This window comes from Staphylococcus sp. HMSC069D12 (genome assembly GCF_001810405.1).
In the GTDB taxonomy this organism is placed as follows: domain Bacteria; phylum Bacillota; class Bacilli; order Staphylococcales; family Staphylococcaceae; genus Staphylococcus; species Staphylococcus haemolyticus.
Genome location: NZ_KV801114.1, coordinates 72667 through 85534, shown reverse-complemented (window position 1 = coordinate 85534; position 12868 = coordinate 72667). Strand labels below are relative to the sequence as shown.

The 12868-nt window shown below is 32.5% G+C and carries 12 protein-coding genes; 5 read left to right on the top strand and 7 right to left on the bottom strand.

Features of this window, described 5'->3' with window-relative positions; all coding sequences use genetic code 11:
- The first annotated feature begins 383 nt into the window (after nt 1-383).
- A complete protein-coding gene (locus tag HMPREF2737_RS08895; RefSeq protein ID WP_037550187.1) occupies nt 384-1427 on the top strand; it encodes a 2,3-butanediol dehydrogenase in 1044 nt (347 codons plus the stop codon).
- A gap of 96 nt (nt 1428-1523) precedes the next feature.
- Here HMPREF2737_RS08895 and HMPREF2737_RS08890 read toward each other — a convergent pair whose 3' ends face one another.
- Nucleotides 1524-2123, bottom strand: coding sequence for a YdeI/OmpD-associated family protein (locus tag HMPREF2737_RS08890; RefSeq protein ID WP_037550192.1), 600 nt, complete (start codon nt 2121-2123; stop codon nt 1524-1526).
- Between the two features lie 185 nt (nt 2124-2308).
- On the opposite strand from HMPREF2737_RS08890, the gene HMPREF2737_RS08885 reads away from it, so the two are divergent.
- Together HMPREF2737_RS08885 and HMPREF2737_RS08880 are read left to right on the top strand one after the other, a co-directional pair.
- Nucleotides 2309-3973 carry an APC family permease gene (locus HMPREF2737_RS08885; protein ID WP_037550195.1) on the top strand — a complete coding sequence of 555 codons (1665 nt, stop codon included), beginning with the start codon at nt 2309-2311 and terminating at the stop codon, nt 3971-3973.
- 315 nt (nt 3974-4288) lie between these two features.
- On the top strand, nt 4289-5638 hold the full coding sequence (locus tag HMPREF2737_RS08880) for a carboxylesterase family protein (RefSeq protein ID WP_037550198.1): 1350 nt from the start codon (nt 4289-4291) through the stop codon (nt 5636-5638).
- Nucleotides 5639-5694: 56 nt separating this feature from the next.
- Here the strand turns inward: HMPREF2737_RS08880 and HMPREF2737_RS08875 are convergent, their stop codons facing one another.
- Nucleotides 5695-6870: an MFS transporter gene (locus HMPREF2737_RS08875; RefSeq protein ID WP_037550202.1), complete on the bottom strand. Its 1176-nt coding sequence runs from the start codon at nt 6868-6870 to the stop codon at nt 5695-5697.
- Between the two features lie 117 nt (nt 6871-6987).
- A complete protein-coding gene (locus tag HMPREF2737_RS08870; protein ID WP_052071612.1) occupies nt 6988-7218 on the bottom strand; it encodes a hypothetical protein in 231 nt (76 codons plus the stop codon).
- 151 nt (nt 7219-7369) lie between these two features.
- Between HMPREF2737_RS08870 and HMPREF2737_RS08865 the strand changes: the two genes are divergently transcribed.
- Together HMPREF2737_RS08865 and HMPREF2737_RS08860 are read left to right on the top strand one after the other, a co-directional pair.
- On the top strand, nt 7370-8050 hold the full coding sequence (locus HMPREF2737_RS08865) for a response regulator transcription factor (protein WP_037550205.1): 681 nt from the start codon (nt 7370-7372) through the stop codon (nt 8048-8050).
- Nucleotides 8040-9506, top strand: coding sequence for a sensor histidine kinase (locus tag HMPREF2737_RS08860; RefSeq protein ID WP_037550208.1), 1467 nt, complete (start codon nt 8040-8042; stop codon nt 9504-9506). Before HMPREF2737_RS08865 ends, HMPREF2737_RS08860 begins: the two co-directional genes overlap by 11 nt.
- Before the next feature lie 54 nt (nt 9507-9560).
- Here the strand turns inward: HMPREF2737_RS08860 and fetB are convergent, their stop codons facing one another.
- The 4 genes from fetB to lnsB all read right to left on the bottom strand — a co-directional run bounded on the left by fetB (nt 9561) and on the right by lnsB (nt 12824).
- Nucleotides 9561-10355 carry an ABC transporter permease gene (gene fetB, locus HMPREF2737_RS08855; protein WP_037550211.1) on the bottom strand — a complete coding sequence of 265 codons (795 nt, stop codon included), beginning with the start codon at nt 10353-10355 and terminating at the stop codon, nt 9561-9563.
- On the bottom strand, nt 10348-11010 hold the full coding sequence (locus HMPREF2737_RS08850) for an ABC transporter ATP-binding protein (RefSeq protein WP_037550214.1): 663 nt from the start codon (nt 11008-11010) through the stop codon (nt 10348-10350). Before HMPREF2737_RS08850 ends, fetB begins: the two co-directional genes overlap by 8 nt.
- A 175-nt stretch (nt 11011-11185) precedes the next feature.
- On the bottom strand, nt 11186-11986 hold the full coding sequence (locus HMPREF2737_RS08845) for a CPBP family intramembrane glutamic endopeptidase (RefSeq protein ID WP_037550217.1): 801 nt from the start codon (nt 11984-11986) through the stop codon (nt 11186-11188).
- A gap of 55 nt (nt 11987-12041) precedes the next feature.
- Nucleotides 12042-12824, bottom strand: coding sequence for a CPBP family lipoprotein N-acylation protein LnsB (gene lnsB, locus HMPREF2737_RS08840; RefSeq protein WP_037550220.1), 783 nt, complete (start codon nt 12822-12824; stop codon nt 12042-12044).
- Nucleotides 12825-12868: the final 44 nt, after the last annotated feature.

Genomic DNA, 12868 nt, shown 5'->3' with positions numbered 1-12868 from the left:
AAAAGGCCAGTAGCCCCATTGTTAAACAAATACGTAATAAGTTAAACAAGAGCCTCATGGCCTTTGCTTCATAAAATTTTAATAAATTCAATTTCAATATAATTCAAACTTTTTTCATCTTTTATATCTATATACCCTATATAATTTTTTGAAACATTTCTTATATAAAAAGATTAAAAAAATTCACAATTACAATTTTTTTAAGATGTTTCAAGCATGATCAAGTTAAAAACTGTCGAAAATAAAGTTGCTAACAATAAAATCCATGAAATTGTCAAACTTTTCTAAATAAATATTATAAAGCTGAATTCAAAATTGCATTACGAAATTAATAGTATTAGTCTATAGGTGTAATAAGTATTTATTGAAGGGGTGTTGTAATAATGAAAGCAGCAGTATGGTATGGTCAAAAAGATGTTCGCGTGGAAGATCGTGAACCTAAGCAATTAAAAGACAATGAAGTAAAAGTAAAAGTTTCATGGGCAGGTATTTGCGGAACTGATTTACATGAATACTTAGAAGGACCAGTCTTCATCTCTACAGATAAACCTGATCCACTACTTGGACAAAAAGCACCTGTTACTTTAGGTCATGAGTTTGCTGGTGTTGTTGAAGAAGTTGGTAAAGACGTTACTAAATATAAAAAAGGTGACCGTGTAGTTGTTAACCCAACTGTATCTAAACATGAGAAAGATGAAAGTGTTGACTTATATGATGGTTATTCATTTATCGGTTTAGGTTCTGATGGTGGCTTTGCAGAATTTACAAATGCACCAGAAGAAAATGTATATGCATTACCTGAAAGTGTATCCGATAAAGAAGGCGCTTTAGTAGAACCAACTGCAGTTGCGGTTCAAGCAGTTAAAGAAGGTAAATTATTATTTGGTGATACAGTAGCAGTATTTGGTGCTGGTCCAATTGGTTTATTAACAATTGTTGCAGCTAAAGCAGCTGGTGCAAGTAAAATCTTCGTATTTGATTTATCTGAAGAGCGTTTAGCTAAAGCTAAAGAAGTCGGCGCTACACATGTAGTTAACTCTGGTAATACAAATCCTGTAGACTTTATTAACGAACATACTGAAAATGGTGTAGATGTTACATTTGAAGTTGCTGGTGTTGGCGTAACATTATCTCAATCAGTACAAGTTACGCGTCCAAGAGGTACAGTTGTCATCGTATCAATCTTTGCTCATGCAGTAGATTTCGACCCAATGTTATTAACTAACTCAGGTGTTCAATTAACATCTACAATTGCATACTCACCTACTACATTCCAACAAACAATTGATTTAATTGCGAACAGTAGCTTAGATGTTAAGAGCGTAGTAACAGATGAAATTGAATTGGAAAACATTGTTGAATCTGGATTCGAACAATTAGTAAACGATAAATCTCAAGCTAAAATTTTAGTTAAATTAAATGGCTAATTTGAATTAACACATCGATACATTTTAACTTGATTTAAATAAAAGCTTTTAATCGACATCTCTACAGATGAAGATTAAAAGCTTTTTTCTTAACATTTATTTATCATACATGCCTTTACCATCAAGAATATGGTCAATATATTTTTCAACTCTGCTTTGTCTTGTTTGACTGCGCTTTGCTTGTGAAATGTGATATATGTACTGATGCTGTCTACCAGGTGTTAATTTGTAAAATGCCTCTTCTAACTTAGGATTATCATTGAATGCTTGCTGTAATTCTTCAGGTATTTCATAGTCCTCTGTCTTCTTCATTTCAACTTTCTTGCCGGCCTTTTCAACTTCAATGGCTTCATTAATATAATATAAAATTTCATCTCGACGCGCTTTAATTTCATCCAGTGTTTTAAAGCGTAATTGTCTTGCTGCTTGAACTCGCTCTGTTTGTTGAATTAGCGTTTTATATCTATCTTCTAAAATTGCACCTTTATGAAATAGTAACGCTACATAATGTTTAAAACCATGAATCGTTATAACATTTTTATCATTAATGGTATATGTTGGATGCATCCATTTATATACTTCTTCTAATTCTGACTCATCAAATATTAAATTTCTTAAATATTGATAAGATTCCTTCCATTGACTTTCTTTTTCTAAAAAAGCTAATACCTGTTTATCGGATTGTTTCTCTGGCACCTTGGTCACCTCATATCGTTAGTTTGATAACAATATAATCATTATATTATTTAAGTCAATAAATAACTATTAATTACACAATCATTTGTAAATTTACAAAAGCATAAATTGACTAATGAAATGATAAGCGTATAATTATAACGTATCATTTTTGATGAATATTAAAATAACATAAAGGAGTATTTATGGGACAAAATCATAACGAAGGTAAAATCAGTCTGGTACAACTTGTATTATTAGGACTAGGAAGTTTAATTGGTTCAGGTTGGTTATTTGGTGCATGGGAAGCTTCTTCTGCAGCTGGTCCTGCAGCCATTTTATCTTGGATTATCGGGTTTATAGTTATAGGAACGATTTCTTATAACTATATTGAAATAGGAACAATGTTTCCGCAATCTGGTGGTATGAGTAACTATGCTCAATACTCACACGGTTCATTGTTAGGGTTTATTGCCGCATGGGCAAACTGGGTATCATTAGTTACTATCATTCCAATTGAAGCAGTATCCGCTGTACAATACATCAGTTCATGGCCCTGGGATTGGGCCAAACCAACTTCTGCATTAATGCATAATGGTTCAATCAGTACGACAGGATTATTCGCTGTCTATGTCATTATCATTATTTTTTCTTTATTAAACTATTGGTCAGTTAAATTATTAACGTCTTTCACTAGTTTAATTTCGTTCTTTAAATTAGGTGTACCGTTACTAACAATCATCATGTTAATGCTTTCAGGTTTCGACACTAGTAACTACGGTTCATCTATTGGCGAATTTATGCCGTACGGTAGTGCACCAATCTTTGCAGCAACAACAACATCAGGAATCATCTTCTCATTTAATGCATTCCAAACAATCATTAATATGGGATCTGAAATTAAAAATCCTGAAAAGAATATTGCACGTGGCATTGCAATTTCATTAACGTTGAGCGCAATTCTGTACATCATACTACAAAGTACATTTATTACATCAATGCCACAATCAATGATTCATGAGCATGGTTGGAGTGGTATCAACTTCAATTCACCATTCGCAGACATGGCAATCTTATTAGGCATCAACTGGTTAGCTATTTTGCTATACATCGAAGCAGTTGTTTCACCATTTGGTACAGGCGTTTCATTTGTTGCGATTACTGGTCGTGTATTAAATGCAATGGAACGTAATGGTCATATTCCTAAGTTCTTAGGTAAAATTAATACAACTTATAACATTCCACGTGTAGCCATCGTATTTAATGCGATCATCAGTATGGTCATGGTGACGTTATTCCGTGATTGGGGTGTATTAGCCGCTGTTATTTCAACAGCAACATTAGTCGCATACCTAACAGGACCAACTACGGTAATGTCGTTACGTGAAATGGGACCTAAATTACACAGACCATTCCGAGGCACGATGTTAAAAGTAATGGCACCATTATCATTTGTACTTGCTTCATTAGCAATTTATTGGGCGATGTGGCCAACCACAGCTGAAGTTATATTGATTATTATTTTAGGATTACCAATTTATTTCTTCTATGAGTATAAAACGAATTGGAAAAACACTAAAAAACAAATTGGCGGAAGTATATGGATTATTGTCTACTTAATCTTATTAGCTTGTATGTCATTTATCGGTAGTAAAGAGTTTAAAGGTATTAACTTAATACACTACCCTTACGATTTCTTAGTTATAATTGTTTTAGCACTTGTCTTTTATAGAATTGGTATTACAAGTCACTTCAAGAGTGTATATTACAAACGCGCTAAGAAGATTAATAAACAAATGAAAGAAGATACAATGGAAGCAGAACAAGAGGAAGCTGATAGAAAAGAAGCAATCCAACAACATAATGATTAATATTTTAGGGAGTGGGACAGAAATAATATTTTCCAAAATTTATTTCGTTGTATCCCCAGCTTGCTTAGCTTGTAGAATTTCTTAATGAAATTCTCTTTGCTGGGGCCCCGCCCACCAGGCAAGGTTGACTAGAATTAAAAAAAGCTTGTTAAAAGTGCATTTTTAAATCATTCAACTACTGCCAATATATATTTGTAGCCTGAGTCATTGAATTATGTCACAGGCTCTTTTTAGAATAGAACAGCATTCAATATCTTTCAACTTATAAAATAATGCTATAGTTAAAGTAATTGATAAATGTTGGGTGATGATCTGATGGTAATAATTAATACGAAGTATGGTGCTTTTGAAGGTTTGACACATAAGAATTTAGATTTATTTCTAGGCATTCCTTATGCATATCCCCCTATTGGACATCGTCGTTTTAAACACGCTAGTCCTATCTATAGTTATGATACATTGGTTGATGCTACACAATTCAAAGCAATCCCTCTACAACCATTCAATAAATTAGAAACGTTCTTTTCAACTACGAAACAGAAATTTCAACTTAATGAAGATTGCCTACATTTAAACATTTGGCGTCAATCGACTGGCAAAGCAAAGAAACCTGTAATCATTTACTTTTATGGTGGTGGCTTTATAAATGGTCATGGTTCAGCAGAATTATATACTCCAGAACATATTGTTGAGCTACATGATGTCATTATGATTACGTTCAACTATCGATTAGGTGCATTAGGATTTCTAGATTGGTCTTACTTTAACACGCACTACGATAAAAATAACGGTCTATCTGATCAAATTGCGGTATTAAAGTGGGTTGCACATTTTATTGAGTATTTTGGTGGAGATTCTAACAATGTTACATTATGGGGTCAATCAGCAGGCAGTATGAGTATTCAAGCATTGATGCAGCAACCACAACTTGACCACTATTATAATCAAGTCATGTTATTAAGTGGCATATTGCAGTTAGATTCAGCAGAAACTGGCATGATGAAAGCACAACATTTTGATGATTTAATGCAACAACACTTTTCCGGAAAAAGTATAAACGATTTAGATAATCAAGCCATTCTACAATTAATGGCATATGACGAGAAAGCACGTGGCAAATCTAAAGGCTTAGAATTAATATATCAACCGATTAAAGATAGCAAGATGTATAGACCTCTATCTGAATTCAACAAACCGATTGTATTAAGCTATACGAAAGATGAAGGCGATTGTTATATCCGAAATGAATCACGTAAACTGAGTCCTCAACGTTTCGTTGATGTCATGAAATTAAATCATATCCACGTCGATTTCAGTCGTGTTCAAACTGGAAAACAACAAGCACATGTCGTGACGGAGTTATATTTTAAACAGCCAACATTTATGTTACTTCAACAAATGAGTAATAATTCTTATCGTTGGTTGTTACGCTTTGATTGGGCTCGACCTGAACATGTTCATTTTGCAAGTGCTTATCATATTTTAGATTTAGTCTTCTGGTTCGGTAAGATGGATATATTACAAGGTCACTCTATTAAAATTTCAAACAATGAGTTCGAATTAAGCAAACGTATGATAAGTGACTTAATTCATTACGCTAGAACAGGCACCATGCCCTACGAACCTTACTCGATAAATCGCATAGAACCACGTGTATATAAATAAGGAAAACCCGTGATAGATGCACGCATCCATCACGGGTTTAAAATGGTTATATGATATTAACTTTTAGCATAATGTACGTTCTTTAATGTAAGTACAATAATCAGTCCTAATAAACCTATAAAGGCACTTACAAACGTGACCGCTTCAACATTCATATTTGAAACAACAAGGCCTCCGATAATACCACCTAAACCAATACCTGCATTAAGACAAGACATATTCCAACTCATAACTTGACTTGTGTCACCTTCAACATGTTCGATAATACCACTTTGAATCGCAGGGTTCGTACTCCATTGCACGATATTCCAAATAAAGAGTCCAACTAATAATAGTATTGTTGTAGATAAAATTAAATTAATGGCTAACATAACTATAATAAATACTGTGAAAGCAATAATTAACCATCGCTTACTAGTCAACTTATCAGCTAGCACACCACCCATTGATGTACCAACAACACCGGCAACACCATTAACGAGTAGTGCTAATGATACATAGCCCATGGAGTGACCATTCTCTAAAATAAGTGGATTGATAAATACAAACGTCACTGAATTAGCGATTAGAATAAGCAATGTAATTGCTAAAAACTTAACGATCTCAACTGGTCGAACAATATGAGTTGTAACTTGATTATCATCGGAAACGTTATTATACATTCTATTGGCTTGATTGAGTTCCGTAGTGGTTGGAAGATATTTCAACATTAATAAGCCGGCAATAAGACTAATAACAATAATAAATACGAATGTGAAACGCCAACCAATCCAATCACCAATCATCGTACCGATTGGCACGCCAAAGACATTTGCACCACTAAATCCAGTATAGACAACGCCAATCATCTTACCTCTGTTCTTAGGTATCGTTAGCATTGCTGTTAGTGCTAAGACTTTGACGATAATTAATGATGCAGCGGCTGATGATAATATACGTCCGATGACTAAAATCGTAAAGTTAGGCGCTACGGCGATAATGCCATTCCCTACTATAAAGATGACTAAAGTCCATAGTAATACGGGACGTGCAGGGTATCGATTGGTTAATTTAACAAGTATAGGTCCACATATTGCAAAGGTTAATGCATAAAGCGTGACAAGTTGTCCAATAATCGCTTCTGAAACACCTAAGTCATCACTCATTAAATTCATGATACCAGCGACCATCATTTCAACCATACCTACAATAAATACGCTGATGATAAATGTGGCTATCCGCATAACAGACATCATTCATACCCCTTTCATTTAATCATTTTTACATAAAAAAACAGCTACGCACTGTTCTTCAAGTTTCGTAACTGTTCCATTATATAATATTCACTTATATTTTTCTTCCCCAATGTTTTAAAAGAGACTTTCATTATTGTTGTATTGATGTTCGATAAGTTCTTGTAGAAATGCTGAAAGAACAAGTAATGCAATTGCACCGTAAGTCACATAATTATTATGCAATACAAAATCAAAACCAAAATTCATATTAAAATAACTTTCAACTAGGCTTATTAAAAATCTAAGTATATTGAATAGTGCAAGTAGTGTAATCATAATTCCAAGCAGATGGGATATAACTTTCATATAATTTGCTCCTTCGTTCAATGATTTAGTTATATAGTAAAATTTTCAAATTAAATACTACTTAGTTTAATCTTAATTTTTCCTTAAATAATTATTATCGGAATAGTTAAATGTTAAAAAGTTATATAAGATAGATATTGAGGTGGTTTAAATGAACGGCGAAGTACTTATTATTGAAGATGATAAAGATATTAATGAGTTAATGAAATTATCTTTAAGTACAAAAGGGATACAACACATTAAATCCGTTGATAATATTAAAGATGCAAAATTTGAATTATTGAACTTCAATTTTCAAGTTATATTATTAGATTTAAATTTAAAGTCTGAAGATGGTTATCAGTTATTGAAATATATTGATTTAAATGATACAGCCGTTATCGTAGTTACTGCTAAAACAACACATTTAGATGTTTATAAAGGCTTCGAACAAGGTGCAGTTGATTATATTAAGAAACCCTTTGATCCTATGGAGTTATATTATAGAGTGTCTTTACATTTAAATAATAAAGATCAGTCGATGTATCGTTATAATGATTTAACTATTAACTTCAATAGTATGGAGGTGTGTATTAATGATAAACCAATCAACCTTACCAATCGTGAATATAATTTATTAGCGTATCTTGTTAAAAATAAGAACCAAGTACTTACGAAAGATCAGCTTTACGCTAAAGTATGGGGATACGATACAGGTGTCGATGATAACACTTTGATGGTACATATTAGAACTTTGCGTAAGAAGATTGAAGCGACTCCTTATTCACCTAAGATGATTAAAACTGTACGCAGCAAAGGATACATATTCAAGGAAGATAGCAATGATCAATAAATTTACATTAAAGTTTCTTAAATATATGACTATATTTGTACTTCTAAATTTCACTATCACGTGTGTATTAATAATTATATTGTTTTTCAAAGTTTTGCCTAATATTTATTGGGATATTAACGAAATTGAACCAACCTATTTAGAAACATACGGAGTTACCAAAGAACCAAATGACAATCTTAAATCGTTAGCCAAGAAGAGTAACGTTGATTTATATTTCGTCCGTAAAAATGGTGACATTCTCTACCCAAAATCGAAACGTAATTCAAATATAAAACCAACGCTAATAAAAAACATAAATAACGCGAATTCTGTTGTATCAAAAGAAGGCACGTATCTTGTTTATATCTATAGAAATAAAATGAAACAACCTAAAATAGCAAATAGCGAAGAAATCAAAACATCACAACTACTTGATAGTTTATCATCTTTAGATTTCAATCATTACAACTATTTGATTTCAAACAATGAACTTCAATTTGTGAAGAATCCAGGTCAAAGAACTATACTGTGGAATGATAACTTTGGCAAAGCCTTTAATGATAGCAAGAATACGTATATTGTACTTTTTATCACGTTCATCGTTGCTAACATCATCTTAATTGCTTTAACGGCCATTCTAATTTCAAAACGTCTTACAAGACCGTTATCCTTTTACATTGATTGGATTGGCAATTTGTCTTTAGGTAAACTACATCAGCCTACGTCGAAACGTAAGCGATTTAAGAATCGTCGAACATATCCGGAACTGGACGCATCTTTGTCGAAATTGAATGAACAAATGTTGTCTGATAAGTTTTATCATAATCAAATGTCATATTATAAATCGAAGTGGATTAGTCAAATCTCTCATGATCTAAAATCACCACTTACAACGATTTATGGTTACTCTAAACTAATACAAGCTGATGAAGCGTCACAATCTTATGTTCAACTTATTTCGGAGAAAGCAACGTTTATGAGTGATTTGATTGATAGCTTGAATCAAACGTTTGATATGGAAACCAATCAGATGAAGCATGATAAAGAGAACTTTCCTATTCAATCAACAGTTAATCGAATTGCTCAAATTATTGGTTACCAATCTCTAACATGTGACTTTCATCTTGAAGATGAATCAACGTTTTATGGGAATAAATTGTATTTCGAGAGACTTCTGATAAATTTAATCAATAATAGTATTGATCATAATGAGATCAACCCTAGCATAAAGATAACTATTTCTAAAATTGAAAATAACTTGATGATTGATTATATGGATGATGGTCAAGGTTTGCCTCATGCCAATATTGATGCATTATTTAGACAGTCGTATACGTCTAAAGAGAATAAAGCTCACCATGGTATCGGTTTATCTATCATAAAAGACGCTGTTAATTATCATCATGGTTCAATTACACTATTACCATCTAAGCAAGGTGTACATTTCCATATCGTATTGGTGGATACAGCATAGTAAATTAAAAGTCAGCTTTCATTTGGAGAATCAAGTGAAAGCTGACTTTTTAATTTAATTATCTTTCGCTTCTTCATCGGGTGCATTGAGTGCACTATTACGCGCCACTAATTGATGACGCACGTTAAAGAATTGATTATAGCTTAAATATGTCGCAATTAAAGCTGACATTATCGTGGCTGTGGTATGGATAAATACGACAAGTAATTGGAATTTAATCGCTTGTAGTGGTGGTACGCCACCAATAATCAAGCCTGTCATCATCCCTGGAATAGAAACTAGGCCATATGTTTTTACCGAGTCTATCGTAGGTACGATAGCAAGTCGTATACTCTCTCTAATTGATGCTTTAGAAGCCAATTTAGGTGTGGCCGCTAATGTAAGCTTAGATTCAATATCGGTAATATCTTTAACAAATGCTCGATCTAAATTCTGGTAAGCCAAATTAATCGCGATAAGGCCATTATTCGCTAACATACCACCTATTGGGATAACTTCATTTGCTTTGAAATCAATTGCTCCAGCTAATACAGTAGCAGTTAGTGGTAAAGCAGTTCCAATAAATATAGCGATAAATGAAATCCAAAAGACATGATGCATAACAGGAGAAGCACGGTTAATTGTGTTCCACGATGCATTTATAATAATAATTAACACTGCTAACATTAATATCCATGCTTGATCTATTTTGAAAATATAGTGCAATATAAAACCTAATATGATTAACTGTACAACTGCACGTACGGAAGCTACTACTAAATCTTTAATAATATGTAACCCTTCTTTATACGAAATAAAGATTGGAATTAATAATAATAATGCAGTTAAACAAAGGGCTGTATTACTCATTCTGATTTAACGCCTCCTCTTTCGTTATCTCACCATCACTAATTGTTATTCTTCTATGAAAATGTCTCATACTCTGGTCATCACTATGCGTAATCCATAAGACTGCGACACCTTCTTTAACCATGTCAAAAATCATTTGTTCAATAATGTGCTTATTTTGCGTGTCGAGTGCACTTGTAGATTCATCTAGCAATAATATATCCGGACGATACATAAGTTGACGTGCAATCGTAATCCTTTGACGTTCACCTCCGGATAGATGTTCAATCTTAGAGTTTAAATCATACTGACCTAAGTTCACTTTCTTCAATAAATCGAGTGCCTTTTCCTTATCAAAGTGCGCTTCACGAGCTAACGCTGGAAATGACATGTTATCCCCAATCGTCTCACCAAAAAGTTGACTCTGTTGCATGAGATAACTTATCTTCATACGCAATTTTTCAGGAGGATAGTCATTGAATGGCTTATCTTTGAAATAAAGTTCCCCATCTGTCGGGCTAATTAGATTATTAATCTGTTTTAAAAATGTACTCTTCCCACTACCAGATGGACCAATGATTGCTACTGCCTCACCTTCATTTAATTGAAAGTTGATATTTTTGAGTATCATACGTCTATCCGCTTTATATGATAAATTTTTGATGTTTAATAACATCTGTTACTAACCTCCTCTTAACTATTACTTTTATTGAAAAATAAATTAAAATACTTTTTATTTAATCTGTTCTAGCATCATTCATATCTATAATAACAAAAAAAGAAGTAAGATAAGCGAATTCAAGTTAACATTTCTTGATTCACTGTATCTCACTTCAATCCGAATAAATCGATTACCAAATAATCGAAATAATAATAGAAAAATATGAAATTAAGTTATTTATCATATGCAACGTAATGGTGATTGCTAAGTTACGACCACTATAGTGATACGCAACTACAAATCCAATTGCCATAATTAAATATGGCCCAACTTCAAATGGAGATGATGCGCTTAGTACGTGTAATCCAGCAAAGAATAATACTGATACAACGTACATTGCACCATATGTTAATTTCTTACCGAGTTCATGAATAATGAGATGTCTAAAGAGTAATTCTTCAACGATTGGCGTAACGATTACTATATCTAAAAATAATATTGGCCAAATCCATCTCGTCTTAAAGAGTTCCTCAATTTGTTTATTATTTTCAGTATTATTAAACTGATATTTTTCAGGTAGCAATTCTATTAAGTTTCCGTATAAAAATTGTGCTAAATACATCGCAATGAGAACAACAATAATCAGTATGATATGTTTTTTCAAATCTTTAAAGCGTTGAATTGCTAATGGAATAAGTGATTTACGATGCATTAAATAAAATAATAGTAATAACAGACACTGTCCTAATAAGACAAAAATTTGATTAATCCCCATTAATTGTTTTATAAAAGGATCTTGTGAGGTCTGACCCGTAATAGCTACAATCGTAATCATTACAACTATTGTTAATATCAATGGCAGAACAATATTAATAATTAAGTAGCCTGGTATAAGCCAGAAATCACGTTTAACAATTCGTTTTGATGCAAATTCATTGTTTAGTTGTGAATGCTTAGATGTTTCTTGCGAATGTTCATATTCATTTGTCATAAGTCTCTCCCTATCTATTCTTTTTGAATATGTAAATTTCAACTATTATCAAAAATTAAAATAACTTCTCTACCATTGTAGTAATAAATATCACCAAATGTACAGAGCTATGATAAAGATATGATGCTGCTAAATTCTTTCCACTTCTTATGTAAATAATGATAGAGCCAATTGATAATATTAAATACGGTATCACTTCCATGATGGATATCAAGTCATATACCTGTACACTTACTTCTATCACTATACTCAATACAATAACTACCATCAAATTCAGCTTTTTTCCGAGTTCATGAATGATTAAATGTCGATAAATTAATTCTTGAATTAAAGGTTGTAATACAACCACTGTAATAAAAGAAAACACAATTGCAATTGGATGATTGAATAGACCTTCAAGACGAAGTTGCGCTTGAGTTACATCATAACTTAAAGGTTTAGGTAGTTTCTGCGCTACAGAATTAAAAGTATAATATAGCAATAATGCACTGATACTCACAGTAACTATTAATGGTAAGTAATTACGTTTAACAATGCAAAATTGTCTAAATGCCACATCAGCAATATAAAGTTTATGTAATGCAAAAAATGACACAATAACAATAAATTGCGCTATAACGAAACTGACGCTCAACATCAAATTATATAAATAGAGTGGTGGTGGATCTTGCGTTATCATCGCATGAACACCTAGAACACCGAATACAATAATAATTGGCATTAAAATTTGAAAAGCGATGTAAATGGGTATTAATAAGAAATCTTTTTTTACTACTTCAGAACTTCCCCATTGATTTCTTAAACCCTCTTGTGTCAATGACTTTTCCTCTTTATACATAGGTCACCTCTTACATCTTGTACATCATACTTCATCAACGAAAT